Below are 23,522 nucleotides of genomic sequence, written 5' to 3'. Positions count from 1 at the left end.
CTCTTCTCCCTAATTAGTTTATTTTTAAATCTTAGTTTCTTGTAATTAGAATCGATATACATTATTAAGATTAATAGTAGGTATTGTTTCATTCGGTAATATTCCACTCTTTTCAAAGATAGCTTTCAACTTATCTCTGTTGTCTTTATCCAATTTAGCATAGTCAATTGTGTACAACCCAAAGTTTTCATTTAAAATATATAATTCATTTAGAGTTTTTATTTCTTCTTCAACAAGGTAGGGAACTATAGTATTATATGTTTCAATAGAAAGAACTTCTATAAATTCTTTATTGCTAGATGTCGTTATAGTAATTTCATCTCCATTAATACCTAATTCTTTAAAGGCCATGCGTGTTGCGTTTATTGTGTATACATCTGCTTGTCCAGGATATAAACTTCCATATAAATGTATTCTTTCTGTTGGGTTAGTATCCAAAATTTGATTTTTTAAGTAAGTATATCCATATTCATTATAACCCACCCAAAAATCTCTGATATAAGTATTTGCATTAATCAACATATAAAAACATATTAATACAGGCACCACTTTATATATTTTATTTCTTATATCTATCCTAAAAAACTTTTTTGTTAAACTATAAAATGAATAGATACATACAACTAATAAAATACTGCATAATCCTACTGAATAATAAGACGTATAGCTATTTTCCTTAAGTATTATAAAAACATAGTATGATAGTCCCATACAAACAATTAATAACAAACCATTTATACCACTTCCAGATTTTTTAACGACTTTAATACATCCATAAAATATAGTTAAGAAAATAAATATTATTAATAGTATCCCTATATCTTTATTTGTAAAACTTAAAGTATAATGTTGCCATTTTTCTAAAAATAAACCAGTTCCTAATACAGATGAAATAAGTTGTTTAATATTTTCAATAAAGACTATTCCTATAAACCATTGAATTTTCTCTATTAATTCTTTTATGCTAAATATAATATCTCCTCTTTGCATTAAATATATTTGGAAATATCTCATCGTTAGCCTATACCCTATATAATAAATACCAGTTGAACTAATAAATATTACTATATACCCGATATAATAAATATAATTTTTATATCTACCTATATAATCTAATTTTTCTTTATTAAAAATAATATATAAAGTTAAACCTAAAAATGCTACTGTACTAGTAGCTTGATATATAAGATTACTACATATAATTAAAATACTTGTTGCTACTAATCCTTTTATTAAGTGCTTATAGTTTTTATTACCTAATCCTTTTATAGCTTCCATATAATATTGAACCGAAATGAGTGCAAATACAAATGACCAACTATAAATAAACATACTGCCATAAGATACTACATTTATAATAGGAATTATAGTACTAAGTACTAAACTAATACAAAAAGCACCTAATTGATTTCTTGTCAATTTAAAAATAATATTATAAAGGCTTATTAAATAAAAAATTAATCCCAATATACTAATCCAACGCAAAAAATATGAATTATTGACTGTTATAAAGCTCATTAAATCTGTAAATAATCCCGTAATAGGTCTAGCTTGTGTTAATGAGAAGTTAAAAAAGTTTATGTTATGACCCATAAAATTTATATAATCATCATGGAAATAAAATCCATTTGTTAATATAGGTAAATATGTTAATACTAAAAAACTAATTGCTAGTAATTTATATTTATCAATTCTTATTGATATATCTTTATGATATATATTTATTCTTATCAACAAAATTAAACATACCAAAATAAAAAAAATCGATAATATTTTCATAAAATTTATTCCCGAAAGAATGTTAAATAATACTACAAACATTATTAATATACTTATTAAACCAATTGTTGATTTATTATTTAGTACATTTTTCACTTATTTGCTCCTTTACATTTTATATTGCTTATAAATATCTATATATCTTTTATAGATTTTATAAATGAGCTAATATATTACCATATAACTAGCTCATTTATAAAATTAAATTAATCTATTTATTTATTTTACCATAAGCTTTCTTTAACACTCCACTTATACCTTCCTCATTAAATACCTTTATTATTCTATCTATGGTAGAAGGATTTTCTACTTTCTTTTCTCCTTGTTTTTGCATAAACCATTCATTACTATACTCAAAAGGATTTTCTATACTAAATTGTAAATCATAATTTCCTCTATAATCTATTCTTACCTTGTTATCTACTTTTTCACCAGAAATATAACATTGATATCCCCATGGATATTTACCCATCTTAGATTGTCCTGCTACTTCCATTTCACTAGCATATACTTTGTAAAGATCTACAAAAGGATTACTTTCTGGATTTGGTAGCCATTCTTTAATAGCCCAATCTATTGTACCCGAATCATAACCAGAAAAATGTATAAACCTTAGTGGGTCTTCACCAATGAAAATTTGACCATCTCTTTCATTAACTTGACTATTCATTAAAGACCATGTAGCAAAATCATATCCTTTATGTTTAAGGATTTTCACATCAAAGAAGCAAGGTGCTAAATCAATCCATTTTTGATCTGTAAAAATTCCCTTTTGAATATCATCATAACAAAAAAGATGTAATCTATCAGTCCACCATTTAATAAATCTTTGAGCTTCTTCACTTCTATTTACTGCTAAAAATCCTAAATTATACACCCCATGTGCTGTACTACTAAGCTCCATATCAATATTACCTGGTTCCAGCAAATGCGGACATACAATAATAGGCTCTTCTTTCAACATTTCTTTGAGTTCTAGAAAATCTGAGTATACCTTAACATCTGGATCTAAATATACAAATTCATTTTCTTCTGGAAATCTTTCATATAGATATGTAAAGAGTTGTCCTTTCACTGCTGTTGATGCTTCTACAATACTATGTTTAAATATAAATCTATCAAAATTTCCGTATCCTAAGTCTTTAGCTAATACTACTAAATCAAAATCCTTGTTTTGAAGTGCATAATCTGGTATTTCCTTTTCTACTAAAGAAATTACAACTGTTGCATCTTTAATATGTTCTTTAATTGACTTAGCGAGAACCGCTGCTTTTGGCAAGTAATTTGCACATATTGAGGTACTTATAATCATTTTTACTTACTCCTTTTAACCATAAAATAATTAATTATCTTTTTTAATCTAGGAAATTTATCTAGATACTCAATATAAGATATACTTTCTTTTAAAGCTCTATTTAAAAACAATTGATGAATTAACTCATCTCTTAAAATATTCGCATATAAATCTTTATACTTACTATATAAAATAGGATGATTAAGATATATTTGCCTGTAAGTTTCTACTACTTGATCCATACTTTTTTGAAATCTTGTAGTTCTAGAAATTGGTTTTATTCTATAATAGAATAGTACTTCTGGAATTTGATAAATCTCCCTATCAATCTCTAATAAAGAAAGCCAAAAATCATAATCTTCCATCCCATTTTTCATTTTTTCATTGAATCCATTTACAGCTTCCCAATCTTTTTTATAAAACATAGCTGTTACAAACACAATATTATCTAACAACATTTTTTCTAATGAATAGTTTGGCAAATCCCATCTCCCAGTCTGCTCTCCAAATAATTCCGCCTGACAGTATACGACTCCTACACGTGGATTATCTATCATAATCTTTACTGCTTTTTCAATATATGTGGGATCGATTCTATCATCAGAATCCACTGGTAGAATATACTCTCCTGTAGCAGTTTTAATTCCTAAATTTCTAGCTCCAGCAGGGCCTATCCCACCACTCTGTATTACTTTAACCTGACTTGGCCATTGTGTTGTATTAAGAATTCTATTTGTCAATTCATCTGTCGAACCGTCATTAATTATAATAAGTTCAATATCTTTATAAGTTTGATTTAATACTGTCTCTATTGCCTCTTCTATATAGAGTCCATCATTAAAACAAGGCATTATTATACTTACTTTTCCCATTGTTTTACCTTTTCCCCTTATTTACTTCCAAATATTTTGAAATACCATTTATGTTGTATTTCTTCAATATTTTTTACTAGTTTTAAGTTTTTCTCGACTTCTTCTTCTAATTTTTTATTCAAAAGCTCTATTATGTCTTCTTGTTCTTTAATCACTTTAGAATAATTCTTATTAACCTCGTCTGCCTCTGTTAATTGTTTTGTTAGCTTTTTCTCCATTACTTGTGCTTGCTCTGTTTGATGTTTCACCTGTAATTCTAATGTTTCTATATTCTTCTCACATTCAAGCAAACTTTTCTTATGCTTATCTATTTGTTTACTAAGTTCTTCATTATACTGTGCGCTCTCTCTAGCCTCTAGTTTAATATTTTCTATTATTTTATTTAAGTTAATTTCTTTACTATTGCTTTCTATATATTGTAATTTAATCTTATTGAGAAGGAGTGTATATTGTTGTAATAGATTTTCATAATCGCAAAGATCTTCATAATAAAATTTAATACTAAACTCATTTATATGTTCAAAAAAGCTAAATTGAACTTGTCCATTAACATTACTATTAAAGCAAAAATAATTATCTACATAGGTAGATGCATTATTATTAATACTACTTGGATCAATATAATCACCATTAATATAAGTTTCATAGATCTTACATAGGCACTTTGGAGTAGGAAATTCAACTATAATATTTTTAATCTTTCTATTGCACTCAAATTTTAATTCTAATGTATTATCTCCTATATTTATAACCCTTTGTAGATAACTACTTATTTTAAACCCTTCACTATCTTCATAAGAAATCTTAAGAATATAACTTGATATATCTTCTTTGATATTATTTAACTTATCAATTACATCTATATGTCTTCTATAATAATCACCTTTTAATATAGTAAAAATAAATTGATAAACATTATGATATTTCCTACTCATCAATTCTCTCTTTAAGATATTAGAAATATCATTATAAGAATTTCCAAATTCAGTTTCTGATGGCTCTTTGTAAATTGCTTCTTCTCTTATAATAGCTAAATCTACTTTTTCAAATAATTCATTAATGCTATCCCTAGTAAAAAATCTCAGATGTGTATTATCCAAAATACCTAGTTGCCTGTATCTAAATTTATTTTTCACTAAATCTATCATTACAGCATCATGTGCTACATTAGGTAAAGAAATAATTATCTTTCCATCTTCTTTCAGTAATTCTTTACTTTTCTTTAATATTTGTTCTGGATTAATAAGATGTTCTAATACATCTGCAAAAATAATGTAATCAAATCCTATAGATCTAAATTTTGTATACCAATTCAGGTTACTTATATCATCATTTATTCCATCTACTGCAAAATTAATTGATTTATTAAATCCTTCTTTGTCTATCTCTACAATATATACTTCACAATTTAGATACTCTTTTAGATACTTTGTCATTCTTCCTGTAGCAGGGCCAAATTCCAAGACACGTGTATTGGAGTCTATTTGATTAATAATGATGGAGTTTGTATTAGTATTATTCATATCTAATTCGAAATCATACTTCATTTTTATATCTCCTTCTTCCATTCATGTTCTAATATGAATTCTCCCTCCCCTATATATGGAGTTCGCACAAAAAATTCCATAAGTCTGACTTGATGATCTATAGGAACATGCGCATTACTTTCAAATATTGCAGCATCAAAGTAATAACTTCCACCTATCAAATTAATACTTTTATACTCTAGTATAATAATATTTTTTCCTATATTGTAATCAAAATTATAACCATCAAGCAATGTATTTAAACCACATATATATTTATGATCTATTGTTTTTATAGCAATACCTGCAACTATATCACCTATTTTTTTCTTAACTTCGAACTCCATCTTAACCTGGATTTTACTTCCAAATTCTACTTCTGTTGTTTTATTCCCTTCACTATCTATAATACAGATATCTGTAATTTGAGCTATATCTGACGCTTTAATATAATTTGTTTCTTGAATTTTCTCACTCTCATCTTTCTTTAGAAAATCTAGATACTTATCTGTTACATAATCAGTATCACCTTGAGCTTCTATTTTACCATTTTTAAGCCAAATTACTTTATCACAATATCTTTTTATACTATTAATATCATGTGATACAAATAAAATTGTTTTTTTCTTTTCTCGGAATTCGTTAAATTTACTCATACACTTCAATTGAAAATCTAAATCTCCCACTGCTAAAGCTTCATCTACAATTAGAATATCTGGCTCTACATTAATTGCTACAGCAAAAGCAAGTCGAGCAAACATACCACTTGAATAGGTCTTTACAGGTTGATGAATAAATCCCCCAATATCTGCAAAATTTACAATGTCTTCAATCTTTGCATCCATTTCTTCTCTTGTATACCCAAGCACAGTTCCATTTAAATATATATTCTCTATTCCAGTATATTCAGGATTAAACCCTGCACCTAATTCTAATATCGCTGATATCTTACCATTTATCCTCATACTACCTTCTGTTTGATTAAGGACTCCTGTAATAATCTTTAATAGTGTTGATTTTCCTGCACCATTTGTTCCTATAATACCTAACATTTCTCCCTGTTGTACATTAAAGGAAATATTTTTTAATGCAAAATATTCTTTATAGCGCTTTTTTTTACCTATACTTAATGCCTCTTTTAACCTATCATTAGGTGTAGCATATAACTTATACATCTTACTTAAATTAGTAATCTCAATAGATATACTCATCGTATATTGACATCCTTCCTATAATATATCTGCAAAGTGAACCTTTAATCTCTTAAATGTTAAAGTTCCTATTACAAATAACACCGCTGTTATCAACCAAAAATAAATTGTCTGATTATATCTCTCCCAAAACCATATATGATTAATCAAAGAATCTCTATACCCTTCCACTATGTAATAAAGTGGATTTAGCTTAAGTATCCATTGATAACTAGTAGGAATCATATTATAGCTCCACATAATAGGAGTAGCCCACATTCCTACTTGTAAACAAATTGCAATAATTTGACTCAAATCTTTAAAAAAGATGACTACTGCACTAGTAAAATAACTAATTGCCAAAATAAATATAATTAGACAAATACTATAATAGAAAACTTGTATAGTAAACACTGTTGGCCTATACCCATATATCATAAATAGAAGTATAGTAAATCCTATAAAAAATAAATGTACAAATAAAGAAGATAAAATCTTAACTATAGGCAAAATACTTATTTTAAAAACTACCTTTTTAACTAAATAACTATACTCTAACATAGAATTTGTTGCATTCATGATAGCCTCATTAAAGAAAAACCAAGGGACAATTCCTGCTACTAACCATAATATAAAAGGAAAATCGTCTACTGGCTGTGATTTAAATCCCACTTGAAACACAAACCAGTATACTGCCACTATTACTACAGGATGAATAAACGCCCATATTATACCTAAGCAAGACCCTGTATATTTATTTTTAAAGTCATTTAATGCAAGTTTCCACATTATTTTTTTATTTGCATTAATATCTTTCATCAAAACAATTATATTCTTAACTTTTCTTCTTACTACTTCTAACATGAAGATAATAACAATACATACCATCAACTTCATCAGAAGATTTATATTTTTATCTATCTGACTAATTATACCCGCTAGCTGATTATCTAACTTAATAATTAGGTATGGATCTAAACCATTTACTTCTATATTTATGACATTATTCTCTTCATAAATATCTTTAATGTTATTTAAACTTTTTATATCAGTAATTTCTAAATTAGCAAGATAATCATATAACCTAATTTTTTCCCATCCATATTTTATATATATATTGGAGAGTTTTGAACTATATCCTTTACTTCCTAAATCTATCCTAATATATTTAGTATTCTTTGGAATTTCAAAAGACATCTTTTGTATAATGTTGTCTTGTACATATTCTTGTTTTATAGACATCTCTTCATTCCATTCTCCATCAACACTATAAAACACCTGATATATATCTTGTTGCTCACCTATCAAATCATAGTAAAGAGTTATATCTGCTTTATAATCAAATCTTATATTAATTAAGACAAGTACACTTATAATAACTAGTGTTAATATGTATACACTTCTTTTTATTATTTTCTCTTTCACTCTACCTACCTCCTTTATCTTTTTAAAGTCGCCACTGTATCTTTACCCCCCCTAAACTCCAGTATACATTTCTTTATAATAACTCATATATTCACCAGATACAATTTTCTCCATCCAGTCTTGATTTGTAAGATACCACTCAATTGTCTCTTTAATACCTTGTTCAAATGTATAACTTGGACTCCATCCTAATTCAGTAGTAATTTTAGTATTGTCAATGGCATAACGTCTATCATGTCCTGGCCTATCTTGAACATATTTAATCATCTCTTCTGATTTACCAAGGTTTTCAATGATTAATTTAACAATTTCAATATTAGCTTTTTCATTGTTACCACCAATATTATAAACTTCACCAACTTTACCTTTATGAAGCACAGTATCAATTCCTGTACAGTGATCTTTTACATGAAGCCAATCGCGAATCTGCATACCATCTCCGTATACAGGAAGCTGCTGACCCTTAAGACAATTATTAATCATGAGTGGAATAAGTTTTTCTGGAAATTGGTATGGTCCATAGTTATTAGAACATCTTGTAATGTTGACTGGCATACCAAATGTTTCATGATAAGCTCTTACGAAAAGATCTGCACTTGTTTTAGATGCTGAATATGGGCTATTCGGTGCAAGAGGTGTTGTTTCTGTAAACATACCCGTTTTACCAAGTGTACCATATACTTCATCTGTAGAAACTTGTAGGTACTTTACACCTTCTTTAAACTCACGGCAGTATTTATCATGAGGATTTACTTTCCAATGTTTTTTTGCTGCATCTAATAAAACCTGTGTACCACGTACATTAGTCATTAAGAATATCTCTGGATTTTCAATACTTCTATCTACATGAGATTCTGCAGCAAAATTTACAACTGTATCAATCTTATATTTTGCAAAGATTTCATCTACAAGCTGTACATCCGCAATATCTCCTCTAATAAAGGTATATCTTTCATTATTCTCTATATCTCTTAAATTTTCTAAGTTACCTGCATATGTAAGTGCATCTAAATTAACAATATTATAATCATATGTACTAAGCATATGTTTAACGAAGTTTGTTCCTATGAATCCTGCTCCGCCTGTTATTAATATATTTTTCATATCAAAATGCCTCTTTTCTTTTTAGTTTTCTCAAAAATTTATTGTTCCATCTGTGCTATTTGCATCATATATTGACCATACTCTGTTTTAGCCATAGGCTCAGCTAATGTTATTAATTGTTCCTTACTAATCCACCCTTGTCTATAAGCAATCTCTTCAATACATGCTATGTATAACCCTTGTCTTTTTTGAACTGCTTGTACAAAACTACTCGCTTCTGTAAGCCCTTCACATGTTCCTGTATCAAGCCAAGCCATCCCACGTCCAAAGAGTTCCACTTTAAGCTTACCTCTTTTCAGGTATTCTTCATTAATAGAAGTAATTTCGAGCTCTCCCCTCCATGAAGGTTGGATGCCCTTTGCGATTTCTACAACATCATTATCATAAAAATAAAGTCCCGGAATAGCATAGTTAGATTTTGGCTTTTGTGGTTTTTCTTCTAATGAAACAACATTTCCTTCTTGGTCAAATTCTACCACTCCAAAGGCATGAGGATTACTTACATAGTACCCAAAGATTACAGCTCCTTCTTCAAGCTCTGATGCCTTTCTAAGCGCTCCTGTAAAACCTTTCCCATAGAAAATATTATCCCCTAATACAAGTGCGACTTTATCCTGTCCAATAAAGTTTTCCCCTATTGTAAATGCCTGCGCAAGCCCTTTAGGCTCATTTTGCACGGCATATTCAATTCTCATGCCTAATGTACTACCATCTCCTAATAATTCCTTATAGACTGGTAAATCTCTAGGTGTAGAAATAATCAGTACTTCCCTTGTTCCTGCTAACATAAGTGTTGAAAGAGGATAATAAATCATAGGTTTATCATAAATAGGTAAAATCTGTTTTGATATTGCCTTTGTAATTGGATAAAGTCTCGTTCCCGATCCCCCTGCTAAAATAATGCCTTTCATAAGTCACTCCTTTTATTCTCTATTTACATATATAAATCCATAAATTTTATATATCTAAAATCATACTTTTATTCCTTTATTATAGCATATTTTAAAATATCCTTCGGCTTTTTTTCCTAAATTTCTACAGTTAAATATTACAATTAATTTACATTTATTTGGCACATGTATTATTTTGTACTTATTTATCACATATAGTATAATAATATCTATCATGTTTTAAAGGAGTCTTCTTATTATGATCCGTGAAAATCAAAAATATCTAAATAGACTACAAGTCTTTCTAGATTTAATGGTTATACTTATTTCATTTTTAATCGCTTATTACATACGCTTTTACCAAATGGCTGATGGTATTCATTCACTTACATTTCAACAGAACTTACGTCCTATATTACTCTCAATGCCACTCTACCTTATCTTCTATAATATATTTGATATTTATAGTACAAGGCGCACTAAACCCCTTCATGTAGAGCTTTCTGCAATTGCTAAAACGAATATTTTATGTGCTATCTTTATCATGGTAGGCTTATTTATCTTCAAGATTGTAGATTATTCTCGAAAATCTCTTGTGTTATTTTTTATCATTAATACTATACTTACTATGTCTAGTAGATTGGTAATTCGTATCATTCTTAAAAAATATAGACGCAAAGGTTATAATCTAAAGCATTGTCTTATTATAGGTGCTACCGATAGCAGTGCTCTCTTTATTGATAAAGTCAAAAAAAATAAACACTGGGGCTATAATATCGTCGGTATTATCACTTCTTCCCTTAATCATCACAAAAAATTTAAAGGACATCCTATAATAGGGAATACTATAGAGCTCGAAAAAATCCTATCTGAAAAAGCTATTGATATCGTGATTATAGGAGTCTCTGGAGCAGACCTAAGTGAACTAAGACATATTCTTCAAGCTTGTGAGAAGTCAGGTGTTAAAACGCAGATCATTCCTTATTACCATAAATATATACCTGCCAAACCTTATATGGATGATTTAGATGGCTTACCTGTGATTGATATACGTCACGTTCCTTTAGATAATGTGTTTAAAAACTTCTTTAAGCGTAGCTTTGATATTATTTTTGCTTTGGTAGCTCTTATTCTAACAAGCCCATTATTACTCTTTGCAGCAATTATGACTAAACTTTCCTCTCCAGGTCCTATTATTTATAAACAAGAACGTGTAGGACTAAACCGAAAAAACTTTAATATGTATAAATTTCGTTCTATGCGCGTTCAGACTACTGAAGAAGAAAGGGATAAATGGACTACTCAAAATGACCCTCGTAAGACCAAATGGGGAAGCTTTATGCGTAAAACAAGCATTGACGAATTACCTCAGTTTTTTAACGTTCTCAAAGGAGATATGTCCGTGGTAGGTCCAAGACCGGAACGCCCTTACTTTGTAGATCAATTTAAGGAAACTATTCCTCGTTATATGATCAAACATCAGGTACGCCCAGGTATTACAGGTTGGGCACAAGTATGTGGCTATAGAGGCGATACCTCCATTAAAAAACGTATTGAACACGACCTTTACTATATAGAAAACTGGACCTTTAGCTTCGATTTAAAAATTATCATTCTTACGATTTTCAAAGGATTTGTTAATAAAAATGCTTATTAGAAAAAGCCCTCAAAAATTATGTTTAAATAATTTTTGAGGGCTTCTATTCTTATATATGCTTCTTATTTTTCATCAAAATAGTCGCATGCTCTAATGTTTTCTCATAATCTCTTCTTTCTTTTTGAATAATAAAATTAACAGCCATACCCGTACCTAATAATATCCAAAAGATAGGTGCTACAGATACTACAGAGTCATTGAAAATGCCTGCTCCTAAATAACCTATAATACCTAAAAAGAATGCTATTCCTATTATCTCGAATTCACTATAGCCTTTTCTACAAGCATAAAGCTTTATACTTTGTACTATATACGTACCTATTAAAATCATAAAACCTACTAAAGCAACTACACCTTGGTTCAGTGCAATTTGTAAGTAGAGATTATGAGGTTTATCCACTATCATATTCGTTGTGCCATAAGCATACCATTTCCCAAGATAATCATCTTGTGGGAAATATAAAGCATAATTATCTGCTCCATATCCTGTTATTAATGTATCTTTTAGTAAAGGTAAACTTCTAGACCAAATATATCCTCTAGCTGAACCTAAGCGTTCTTTTCCATAAAAGCCTATCTGTTTAGGGTCTTCTAATACATCTCTTTCATATGTAATCGGATTCACATAATATACTTCATCTTGCTCTACACCTAAATAAAAAATACGCTCTTTATCATATTCAACAAGCCATTTACTTGCCGTTTCAGATAGTTCTGTACGTCTATCTATTGTAATATGTATAAATCGTTCGTCCTCAAATCGGTATGTTTCCCCATCTAATATATTAGGAATTACATTTCCCTCTATATCTTGGAAAATTAGTGTTTGTTCTTCTGCTTTTTCCTGCCCAGCTGAACGAATAACCATATCTCCTTGAGACGTTTTTAAGATAACCTCATTCTCACTTTCCTGTAGTCCCTGAATGGGTAATTTTTGTTTTAAGTCTTCTTGTTCTGAAGGACTTTGCACAAGCTGTATGGCATCTGAGATTAAACTTGGGATTCTAGCAAAAAGTTTTCCACCTAGTGCACTATTTAAAACAATCACCCCTATTAGTCCTATCCCTGCAATAGGTACAATCCATTTCCAAGATTTTAAAATCCTCTTACAAAATACAATAACAAACACCACACTTGTAAGTCCCGCACCAATAAGCCCCGCTCTAGAAGTACTTCCTAGGAGAACAATAACACCACATACTGTAAGCCCTCCAAATACTACTCTATATTTTATATTATGCGTAAACAAAAAGAGCGTTAAAAAGATTGGTACGATGAGTGCTCCAAAACTCCCTACATAATTATAATGGTACATTGTTCCATACATCTTTCCCGGCCCATGTACGCCACTTAACCCTTCTCTATACTGTGCATAGGCTTCAGGAACAATTAAATTTTTCCCAAAATCGGTTGTCAAAACAATATCCTTCCCAACATATTGACAAATGCCCAGTATAGCCACAATACACGTCAAAATTCCTAGAGGTATAAGTATTAATTGTATATTTTCTTTCTTCTGTACCATATAATATGTATAATACATCATCACTATATAGGCTAATAACACAACAGTTCCTTCTGCTCTATCTGCAGCTCCCCACCAAGCTATATCTTGATGCTGAGATAAAACACCTGATAAAACAGTAAAAATCAGATATATTCCAACCCCTATACTCATTATCTTAAAACCTTTATCTACTTTTAAATCCTTCTTATTAAATGATAAAAAGAGCATAATTAACATCACAGCAGCAATACCTAGTATACTGCCTGCTTTATATTGAGAAAATATATCTACAATTTGCACCTGATTAAACAAATCTGCATACTCTTGATCTGTAATATCTACTATGGTCATCCTCATTATTAATGGTATGATGCCTACACCTATCATAATAGGTATATACCACAACCAAGAGAAATTAAATTGGTATCTCCCCTGACTTTCCTTGACTTTTTCCAACTGTATCACCTCTTTATTTTTCATAATGAGTTTATTATAACATAATTTTATAAAAGTAAGCAAAAAAGGTACTCCCTAAGGAGTACCTTTTTTATAATTCATTATCACAAAATTATTTTACTTGGTTTGTGAAAGTAATTGATTTTGTAGCTGCATCGAAGCTGTAGCCGATTCCAAGACCGTCTGCAACATATTTAAATGGTACGTATGTTCTACCTTTAGTGATTACAACTTTTGTATCCATAGGGATTTTAACACCATCTTTAAGCATGATGTTTGAACCATTTTGGAATTGAAGTACAGAACCATCTTTGAAGATTGTTACAGTACCAACACCATTGATTGTACCAAAGTCAACTTTACCAAATTCTTCAGCTACAAATTTAACTGGAACCATAGTTCTGTTATTTGCATCAATGTATGCAGCAGCATCAGCAGTTTTAGCTTCACCGTTTACTGTGTAAGCTGTGCTACCAACTGTTAATACGATTTCTTTAGCTGCAGCAGCATTTGGAAGGTCTTCTGTATTTTTTGTACCAACTACGAAGAAGTCTTTAACAGTGATTGCATCTGTTTTTTCTTCATCGTCTTTGTCGTATCCTGGATGACCTTTAACGTTCATTTCAGAGATAGCTTCACCGTAGATTTCTACGTCGAATGAACCTTCTGGAACCATTCTGTCTGTTGTTACTTCAACACCTGAAATTGTGATTGTAGAAGCTTCATCAGATGGTCTCTTAACTGTAACTTTAATTGTTCCATCTTTTTGTACTTCTGATTCAATTTCAAGGTCACCTTCTGTAACTTCTACTTTTGCATCTTCAATTGAGAAGTATTTTGTTGGAGCAACGTAGAACACTTCATCTCTATCGAACATTTCTTCTTCTGTTTCAGCAATAGTGATTTTACCACCTACTTGACCTTGAAGACCAACTTTAACTGTCATAGCTTCTGATGCTACTTTGAATGGAGCTTTTACAGTACCAATTTCTGCTTTAAGCGCTTCTTCAAATCCTCTACTCTCTGCAGTAATTGTAATTGGACCATTTTGGTTTACATCTGCATATACTTCAAATTCCATTGTAATTGTGTTGATTTTATTTTTTTCAATTACACTTGTATCTAAAGTAATTTCACCTGTTTTTTCATTAATTGTTGCTGCACCTTTTTTCTCTGTATCATTTACTTTTACAGTAACAGCTGTACCTGTAGTAACATGTGCACCTTCTACTGTGAAGTAAACATCTCTCTTAGCATCTAAGCTGTCGATAGCTGTTTCTTTTAATTTTACATTAACTTTTTTAGCTTCTTTACCGCCTACTAATTCAACTTTTTTGTCATCTACTACAGAGATATTGATATCAAAGTCTGCAACGTTAGCTACTACTAATTCTGTTTTAGCAAGTTTTTCTGATTTACCTGATGCTACTACGTCTTTTACATCAACTTTTACTTCACCAATTGAGCAATCTTCTCTTGGATTTTCTGGTTTAACACCGATACCTTTAAGTACGATTGAACCTCTTTGTGCATCTGAATCAAAACCTGTTACAGTTACGATTAAAGATTTACCATCATTTGTTACTTTACCATCTGCTTTTAATGTTGTGTTAGCATGACCTCTTTTACCTTCTACATCTACAGTACCATCAAATTCTAAATCTGATCTGTTTGGTAATTCAATTTCGAATTTAACGCCATCTGCATCGTTGTAGAATGAACCAGCTACTTTTTCTTCGATAGTGATATCAGCGATTTCACCTACACCTTCGATAGAAACATTTTTTGCATCACCAGCTGTAGCTACGTATACTTTATCTCCAGCAATTTCTGATGCTGTTAAAGTATATTTTCCAGATGTAACGACTGAATCTTGACCATCAACGATGATTGCTGGAGTTCCTTTTTTAACTTTACCAATAACAGGAATTTGAGCTGCTTTGTCACCTGTTACAGTTACTCTAGCCTCAGTTTTTGATAAAATTTCTACTTTAACATTACCTGCTACATATACACCTGTTGTTTGACCAGCAGTTGTATATTCATCTTTATTGAATTCAAATGCTTCTGTAGTTAAGAAGAAAACAGTATCTCCATTTGATGTTCCTTCAATATCTACTGTTAAGAATAATTCATCTTTTTCTACTACTGTGCCTTCTACAGCAGAAATAGTTTTACTGATTTCATTTGTTGATTTAGCCATTGTTGTTACTGGTACTGCTGTTACTACCATAGCTGCAGCTAATACCATAGCTAATTTTTGACGTAATTTCATGATTAACGTCCCCCTTCATAATTATAATTCATTATATAACTTTCCATTTCATAGTAAATTATATATGTGTATATTTTCAAAGTCAATCTACTAAATGTAATTGTAACTTTCTTGTAATAAATTTTAGTTTAATTTTAGACGTGTATCGTAAGTTGCAATAACATCTTTACTTTCATTCAATACATATACAGTAGCATCTGTATCAAATTCTGTTTCTACATCATCTTGAATATCTTCTAAATAACTCTCTAGTTTATTTTTAGCTGTTCCATCCATCTCATTCCACGCTCTTTTAGCTATACTTAAATTAGCATAATCTGTGTAAATCTCAATTTCCAAATCTGAATCATCTTCCTTAATAGTCATATTACGTATACGTATTGAACCACCATCAAAAAGTCCACCCAAATTTAAAGATGGAAAATTATCATATTTATTTTTTATAAATTCTGTATACTTTTTAATATCTTCTGCACTAAATTCACTATTTCCTTTGTACTCAAATCTAAAACTTCCTTTTGCAGATATTGTAAATGTTGCTTTTTCTACTTTTTCCCTCTTATCGTAAATTTCACCTTCAACTTTAATATCACCGCATTCTTTTTGAATATCTTTCATAATATCTTTTGCCATTTTCTCTAGGTTAGCTTTTGAAATATCTTTAAATTCATCACCAAACTTCATACTATCATAACTCATTTTAAACTCTAATTTATCCTCATCCCCTTTAAGGCTTAAGTCCCACTCTATATTATAGCGATCATCATATTCTTTCTCTAATTCTTTAAGTGCTTCTTCTAAGACTTTTGCAAACTCTACAGTCACATCTTCTTGTTCATTATCTTGTTTATTGTCTTCTTTATCTGTAATCCCTAATTTTTTCTCATATTGCTCAATTTTAACTTGCATTTTTTGTATTTCTGATTTAGCTACTGCAAGTTCATGATTTCTAGCCGCAAGTTCTGCTTCAAGTGCTGAATGAGCACTAGTACTGGTATTGATTTCTACTGTATTTGTAGTGCCATTCCAGTTTACTTGACTTCCAATTAATTGGCCTGCGTCACGAAGTGATACATATACAGAATCTCCAATAAAAAATGGTTCCATATTGGGCATTTTATGCTCTCCATCTACTTTAACATTAATATTGTTATAACGAAGTTGTACATTTTTTGTAAGGTTTGCTGCACTTACTGCAAATGCGCCTGTTCCGATAGCACTTGCCATAAGTACTGCCATGATTTTTTTACTTCTTATTTTCATTATCATTGCCTCCTCATGTAAAATCACTAGATTAATTTCTTTGATTAATACAAGTATATTATTGACTTTGCAGTTATTCAACTATTGTAGTCAAAACTTAATATTACATTAATATTAAAACAATATTAATGTATCCTCTTCTTATCTAAATTCCTAAAAAACTCCACCTATTATTCTACCTTCTCTATAACAAAAAGAGACATAGGACTTAAGCCTATGCCTCTTTTGAAGGGGTAGTTATTTATTAAAGTTATCTATTTGTAAATGTAGCTGTTTTTGTTTCGTTTGACCATTCAACTTCTACGTTTAATAGTCTAGCCATTTCACCTACTGGTACGTATGTTCTACCATCGATGATTGTCACTTTTTCATCCATAGGAACTTTAACACCATTTACAAGTGCAATATTACTTCCGTTTACTACTTGAAGTACGCGATTACCAGCAAAGATAGTGATTGTTCCACCATTTTCTTTAGAGAATAACACATCTTTACCATTTACACCAAATACGTCTGATACATATTTAACTGGTACCATTACACGATTTGATTTAGCAACGTATGGTGCTGCGTCCATCTCTTTCACTTCACCATTTACTGTGTATTTTCTTTCTCCAACTTTAAAGATACCTGTACCTTTTTTAAGACCATTAGTTGTGTTGTCTTCTGTATTTGGAGTACCTACTACGAAGAAATCTTCTACTGTGATTACATCATCAGTATGTTTAGAAATAGCATCCCCACCAACTGTAAGATCAAATTTTCCTTCTGGAACAGTTCTATCTGTATCTACTGTAATATCAGAGATTGTGATTTTACCAAGTTCATCAGATGTTCTATCGATTGTGAAGAAGATTTTACCATCTTTAACTTTTACATTTTTAATTTGAATATCTTCTGCTTCTACTTTAGCATCTGTTACAGTGATACCTGATTTACTTCCTTTAGCAACCTCAACAACAATTTCTTTACCACGTGGTAACATTTCAGCTTCTGTCTCTGTAATGACTACTTTACCACCTTTTTGATCTGTAAGACCAACTTTAACCGTCATTGGAGCCGCTTCTACTTTAACAGCTTCTTTAACTGTACCAAGTTTAATTTGAATATCTTCTTCAAAACTTCTGCTTGATGCTGTTAATGTAATATCACCTGCATCTGCAACTTTACCTTCTACTTCAAATTCAAATACAATTTTATTTGCTTTAGCTGGGTCAATTTTAGCTGTATCTAAAACAAGACCGATAACATTTTCTTTTTTAGCATCTAATTCTGCTGTTACAACGCCTTCTTTACCTTCAACGATTTTAATATCTTTTGAAGTAATTGTTGCACCTTCAATGTCGAAGTAGATGTCTTGACGTTGGTTTAAGCTAGCAATGGCATTTTCTTCTAATGTTACTTGTACAGTTTTACCATCTTTACCAGCTACAACTTCTACTTCTTCTTTAATATTAAGTTTAACACCGAAATCTGTTACGTTAGCAACTACTAATTTAGTTTCATCCATTTTTTCAGCTTTAACTGTTACTTTAACTTCGCCAGTTTTTACATCATATTTAGCATTTTCAGCTTCTACTTGGATACCTTTAATTTTGATACCACCTCTTGATACTGATGATGTAATACCACTCACTTTAAGTTCAAGAGTCTTTGCATCATCATCTAATTTTGCATCTACAACCTTAATATCTTGTCCTGCAAGGCCTCTAAGTTCTTCTACTTCAAGAGTAGAAACCTCTTTAAAGTTAAGATCTGAGCTATTTGGAAGAGAAACTGTGATAATTGCATCATTTTGAAGACCACCTGCTACTTTTTCTTCAATAATGATATCTGCAATTTGACCTTCACCATCAATAGAGATATTTTTAACTGTACCAGCTTTTACTGTTAATGTTTTATCTGTTACAACTTCACCTGTTGCAAGAGAATATTTGCCAGAAGTTGCAAGTGAATCTTCACCATCTACAACGATTGCTGGGTTACCTTTTAATACTTTACCATATACAGGAATAGAAACTTTATTTCCAGCTACCTTTACTGGTACTGTTACTTTAGCTTCTGTTTTTGATAAGATTTCTACTTTAAGACCTGTTGTTGCATCTACGTATACACCTGTTGTTTGATTAGCTGTTGTATAAGCATCTTTATCAAACTCAAAATCTTCTGTTTTTAAGAAGAATGTTGTTGTTGTATCTTGAGTTGTTTGATTTGCATCAAATTTCATATCTAATGCAACACCTTTAGCTGCATCTAAAATAGTACCTTCTACGATAGATACTACTTTATTCATTTCATTTGTTGACTTAGCCATTGTTGTTACTGGTACTGCTGTTACTACCATAGCTGCAGCTAATACCATAGCTAATTTTTGACGTAATTTCATAATTAAGCCTCCCTTAAGTTGTCGTTAGGCAATTACAAGGTTATGTGTATGTAATGTTTTGTAATATTTATTTAATATTTTTTAATATATTTATAATAAAATAAAACACCTTGTAAATTGCACATCTTTTTTGTTTCACAGTCCGATTATACAAGATATATCCAAGTATTATCAAGCTTTTTTGCCACATTGTAATATTTATGTAACCTACCAACATTAACCAATTATGGTTTTCCCTTGTATTTTCAAGGGGTATCCCCTAAGCAATTACAATATGGAAATTTTTTCTTATCCCTTGTCCCATTTAATATTTCGTAATAATTACTTAAAAATTTAAATGGTAGTAAAAATTTAATTAAGATATAAAAAATAACCCATAACTCTTTATAAGAGTTATGGGTTATTTAAGGGGATAATGCTTGATTCCCCCCTATTATAACGAAACCTTGTCTTTCTTATCAACAGGCAAGTTATGGTATTTGATCTTATGCTTTACTTACAACTTCCTTTAAATAAGTCATAAATTCATCACGTAAATCAGCGCGATCAAGTGCAAAATCTACAGTAGCTTGTAGGAAACCAATCTTACTTCCTACATCATAACGTCTGCCAATAAAGTCATAAGCATACATTTTCTCTTGCCCAGCTAATTTACAAAGTGCATCTGTAAGCTGAATCTCACCACCTGCACCAGCTTCTTGTTTCTCAAGTAATGGGAAAATAGCTGGTGTAATAATGTAACGACCAAGAACCGCCACATTAGAAGGTGCTTCTCCGATTTTTGGCTTCTCTACCATATTTTCTACTGTATACATTCTATCAGCAACTTGTGCCCCTTGCACGATACCATATTTATTCACTTGGTCTTCTGCCACTGTCTGAACCCCTAAGATAGTTGATTCATATTGTTCATACATATCCATCATTTGCTTTAAGCAAGGTACTTCTGATGTAATCACATCATCCCCTAGTAAAACTGCAAAAGGCTCATCCCCAATAAAAGTTTTTGCAGTGAGTACTGCATGTCCAAGCCCTTTTGGCTCTTTTTGTCTAATGTAATAAATATTGGCGATTTCAGATACGGATCTTGCAATCTCAAGAAGTTCATCTTTACCATGCTTCTCAAGTTCCATCTCAAGTTCTACAGACTTATCAAAATGGTCTTCAATAGACTTTTTCGTTCTACCTGTAACAATAATAATATCTTCAATACCAGAAGCTACCGCCTCCTCTACAATGTACTGGATAGTTGGTTTATCCACTATTGGAAGCATCTCCTTAGGTTGTGCTTTAGTCGCTGGTAAAAATCTTGTCCCTAGCCCTGCCGCTGGTATAATCGCTTTTTTAATTTTCATCTTTCAAACCTCTTTTATCCTCTTTTTCTTTGCTTTCCCCTATAACACTTTACTTTACTCTCTCAATACAATATATATTATCACTTATTTTTTTACCTTGCATCATCATTTCGTATTTTATCTTTAATTTTACATCTTTCTCTGATATTTCACTTTCAATTTTATGCGTGGTCACATAAATATTAAGTTTACCATAAGGTGTCTCATAATGGGTTGCATAAGGTTTCTCTACGTCAAAAACCATAGTAGATTCAAGGGCTCCACTGCGTTTAATCGAAACAATGCCATTTTTAATTTTAACTAAGTTGTTAATCGTTACATTATAATGAGGGTCAACTTGCTTGAAAGTAATGTAAGAACTGCCATTACGTTCTGCTACTACCCCCTCTATAATCATTTCATCTACATTATCATGTTCTTCATACTGCTGAGATGTGACAAGTTTTAATTTTAAGTTCTGCATATTTTCTCCTTCTGCACTATCAAAAATGAGAGTGGATGCTCCGCTAAGCTTAACGGAACATGACACCCCCATCTTTATGCTCTCTTTACTTGATCATACTTTAGTAAGATTCAATATCTACTTTTTCTACTTGTGTAACGGGATAATCTAAAAAGATTTGAGCCATCTTCTGCATACGACTTGGATGATCACTCACATAGAATTTATATGTAGCAACCTCCCCATCACTTTGTTTATCTGTACTTTTCAGAAGTCTTTTAATATTAAAAGCTGCTTCTGTAGCTGGATTAATCAGTTTAATAGAAGGTCCTAATACCTTTCCAATTTGCTCAGTAAGCATTGGGTAGTGGGTACATCCTAAAATGAGGCTATCAATACCTGTACTTGCCAGTGGGAGTAGGTACTCTTCTATAACTTCTTTTGTGATTTTATGCTGCGCCCACCCTTCTTCTACTAAGGGTACAAAAAGTGGGCAAGCTCTATCATACACTTCAAGCTCTGGTCTTTCTGCTTTAAGAAGCTGAGGGTACTTGCCACTTGCTACAGTCGCCTCTGTCCCTATGATACCAATTTTATTATTCTCTGTTGCCTTAAGAGCCATACGTACACCCGGTTCTACTACTCCTTCTATAGGAAGACCTGGGAATAATGCTCTTAGCTCTTCAATACAGTTCGAATTTACTGTATTACAGGCAATAATAATGGCTTTAACATCTTTAGTTTGTAAAAAACGAATAATTTGTGCTGAAAATTTTGTAACCGTCTCTTTTGACTTACTTCCATAAGGCACTCTCGCTGTATCACCAAAATAGATGATTGATTCATTACTAAGCCTTTCCATGACAGCTTTAACTACAGTGAGCCCACCTACTCCTGAGTCAAAAATGCCTATTGGTCTTTTATCCATAACGTTCTCCTTACAGGCATGCTAAATCTAGTAATCTTGTAATAAGGTCTTTTGTCTCTATACCTGTTGCTCTCCAAAGCATTGGGTACATACTAATAGAAGTAAAGCCAGGAAGTGTATTGATCTCATTAAAGATAATACCTCCATCTTCTTTAACAAAGAAGTCTACCCTAGAAATCCCTTTACCTTCTACTGCTTCAAATACATCTTTTGCATAACGCCTAATTTGCTCTTTAATAGCAGGGTCTAAGTCTGCATCTACTACCGTTTTAGAATCTGGGTTATTATATTTCCCATCATAATCATAGAACTCTGCCGCGGAGAAAATTTCACCTACACCTGATACTTCTATATGACCATTACCAAGTACTGCAGTCTCCACTTCACGTCCTACAATAGTCTCTTCTACAAGCACTTTACAGTCATGCTCAAAAGCAAGTTTAAGACCTGCTAAAAGTTCTGCTTTATTCGTTGCTTTTGAAATGCCCACAGATGAACCTGCATTCGCAGGTTTAATGAAGTATGGATAAGGGAAAGCCGCTTCAATTTTGCTCACCACTGCTTCTTCGTCTTTTAATTCTCTTTCATAAACAAGTACGAAATTTGCTTGAGGTACACCTTTTTCTTTTACGACGATTTTAGTAAAGGCTTTGTCCATAGAAACTGCAGAAGCTAATACCCCGCAACCTACAAATGGAATTTGGGCAAGCTCGAATAGACCTTGGACGGTACCATCTTCACCATTTCTTCCATGTAATACAGGGAATATCTTATCTATTTTAATGTAAACGGGTACTTCTTCCTCTTTTAATACAACAAGGCTTCTTTGAGTGGCATCTGGACTAAGAACAGCTGGAATACCTACTTCTTGCCATCTATTGCAGGTAAAGTCTGGGTTATTACCTGTATAGAGTAACCATCTTCCCTCTTTGGTAATCCCTACAGGATAAACTTCAAATTTATTATGATCTATATGCTTCATTACAGTTGTAACGGATTTTAAAGATACTTCATGTTCAGATGATTGCCCCCCAAATAGGAGTAATACACTTTCTTTCATTCTTACTTTCTCCCTTCACTTATGCGCTTAAATTTAATTGTATTACTTTTATTATAAATATTCAAGACTTGCCCCCATTTGTGCATTGTCTCCATGCAAAATAAAAAATGGCT

General features: G+C 31.2%; 17 protein-coding genes. 1 reads left to right on the top strand and 16 read right to left on the bottom strand.

The annotated features are described in order from the left end of the window. Positions 1-45: 45 nt before the first annotated feature. The 8 genes from ACLTBU_RS10540 to rfbA all read right to left on the bottom strand — a co-directional run bounded on the left by ACLTBU_RS10540 (position 46) and on the right by rfbA (position 10,101). A complete protein-coding gene (locus ACLTBU_RS10540; RefSeq protein ID WP_412218840.1) occupies positions 46-1,875 on the bottom strand; it encodes a hypothetical protein in 1,830 nt (609 codons plus the stop codon). Positions 1,876-1,990: 115 nt separating this feature from the next. Continuing rightward, positions 1,991-3,091, bottom strand: a complete 1,101-nt coding sequence (locus ACLTBU_RS10535; protein WP_177671911.1) for a hypothetical protein — start codon at positions 3,089-3,091, stop codon at positions 1,991-1,993. 2 nt (positions 3,092-3,093) lie between these two features. After that, on the bottom strand, positions 3,094-3,945 hold the full coding sequence (locus ACLTBU_RS10530) for a glycosyltransferase (RefSeq protein ID WP_177671910.1): 852 nt from the start codon (positions 3,943-3,945) through the stop codon (positions 3,094-3,096). Between the two features lie 17 nt (positions 3,946-3,962). Continuing rightward, positions 3,963-5,492 (bottom strand): methyltransferase domain-containing protein, encoded by a 1,530-nt coding sequence (locus tag ACLTBU_RS10525; protein WP_412218839.1) that lies wholly within the window; start codon positions 5,490-5,492, stop codon positions 3,963-3,965. Between the two features lie 2 nt (positions 5,493-5,494). Next, positions 5,495-6,682: an ABC transporter ATP-binding protein gene (locus ACLTBU_RS10520; protein ID WP_412218838.1), complete on the bottom strand. Its 1,188-nt coding sequence runs from the start codon at positions 6,680-6,682 to the stop codon at positions 5,495-5,497. A gap of 18 nt (positions 6,683-6,700) precedes the next feature. Then, positions 6,701-8,086: an ABC transporter permease gene (locus tag ACLTBU_RS10515; RefSeq protein WP_412218837.1), complete on the bottom strand. Its 1,386-nt coding sequence runs from the start codon at positions 8,084-8,086 to the stop codon at positions 6,701-6,703. A 51-nt stretch (positions 8,087-8,137) separates the two neighbouring features. After that, positions 8,138-9,190, bottom strand: a complete 1,053-nt coding sequence (gene rfbB / locus ACLTBU_RS10510) for a dTDP-glucose 4,6-dehydratase (protein ID WP_412218836.1) — start codon at positions 9,188-9,190, stop codon at positions 8,138-8,140. 38 nt (positions 9,191-9,228) lie between these two features. Beyond that, entirely contained in the window at positions 9,229-10,101 is an 873-nt protein-coding gene (gene rfbA, locus ACLTBU_RS10505) for a glucose-1-phosphate thymidylyltransferase RfbA (protein ID WP_412218834.1), read from the bottom strand. Between the two features lie 238 nt (positions 10,102-10,339). Here rfbA and ACLTBU_RS10500 point away from each other — a divergent pair, with 238 nt between their 5' ends. After that, entirely contained in the window at positions 10,340-11,737 is a 1,398-nt protein-coding gene (locus tag ACLTBU_RS10500) for an undecaprenyl-phosphate glucose phosphotransferase (protein ID WP_412218833.1), read from the top strand. Between the two features lie 49 nt (positions 11,738-11,786). Here ACLTBU_RS10500 and ACLTBU_RS10495 read toward each other — a convergent pair whose 3' ends face one another. The 8 genes from ACLTBU_RS10495 to ACLTBU_RS10460 form a co-directional block, all read right to left on the bottom strand. Next, the gene (locus tag ACLTBU_RS10495) at positions 11,787-13,700 is read right to left on the bottom strand and encodes an O-antigen ligase family protein (protein ID WP_412218832.1); all 1,914 of its coding nucleotides are present in this window, start codon (positions 13,698-13,700) and stop codon (positions 11,787-11,789) included. Positions 13,701-13,812: 112 nt separating this feature from the next. Further along, positions 13,813-15,975 carry a stalk domain-containing protein gene (locus ACLTBU_RS10490; protein ID WP_412218831.1) on the bottom strand — a complete coding sequence of 721 codons (2,163 nt, stop codon included), beginning with the start codon at positions 15,973-15,975 and terminating at the stop codon, positions 13,813-13,815. Between the two features lie 123 nt (positions 15,976-16,098). Beyond that, positions 16,099-17,238 carry a stalk domain-containing protein gene (locus tag ACLTBU_RS10485; protein ID WP_412218830.1) on the bottom strand — a complete coding sequence of 380 codons (1,140 nt, stop codon included), beginning with the start codon at positions 17,236-17,238 and terminating at the stop codon, positions 16,099-16,101. Positions 17,239-17,488: 250 nt separating this feature from the next. Beyond that, complete coding sequence (locus tag ACLTBU_RS10480) at positions 17,489-19,624, bottom strand: stalk domain-containing protein (protein WP_412218829.1); 2,136 nt, start codon at positions 19,622-19,624, stop codon at positions 17,489-17,491. A gap of 485 nt (positions 19,625-20,109) precedes the next feature. Beyond that, on the bottom strand, positions 20,110-20,979 hold the full coding sequence (gene galU / locus ACLTBU_RS10475) for a UTP--glucose-1-phosphate uridylyltransferase GalU (RefSeq protein ID WP_249332075.1): 870 nt from the start codon (positions 20,977-20,979) through the stop codon (positions 20,110-20,112). Between the two features lie 49 nt (positions 20,980-21,028). Next, positions 21,029-21,442, bottom strand: coding sequence for a DUF1934 domain-containing protein (locus tag ACLTBU_RS10470; protein WP_412218828.1), 414 nt, complete (start codon positions 21,440-21,442; stop codon positions 21,029-21,031). Positions 21,443-21,542: 100 nt separating this feature from the next. After that, positions 21,543-22,349, bottom strand: coding sequence for a glutamate racemase (gene murI / locus ACLTBU_RS10465; protein WP_412218827.1), 807 nt, complete (start codon positions 22,347-22,349; stop codon positions 21,543-21,545). A 10-nt stretch (positions 22,350-22,359) separates the two neighbouring features. Then, complete coding sequence (locus ACLTBU_RS10460) at positions 22,360-23,409, bottom strand: D-alanine--D-alanine ligase family protein (protein ID WP_412218825.1); 1,050 nt, start codon at positions 23,407-23,409, stop codon at positions 22,360-22,362. Positions 23,410-23,522: the final 113 nt, after the last annotated feature.

Source organism: Zhenhengia sp. (genome assembly GCF_046966505.1).
Taxonomy (GTDB): domain Bacteria; phylum Bacillota; class Clostridia; order Lachnospirales; family Cellulosilyticaceae; genus Zhenhengia; species Zhenhengia yiwuensis.
Note: the sequence above shows the minus strand (reverse complement) of the source record. Positions and strands in the feature narration are given on the sequence as shown.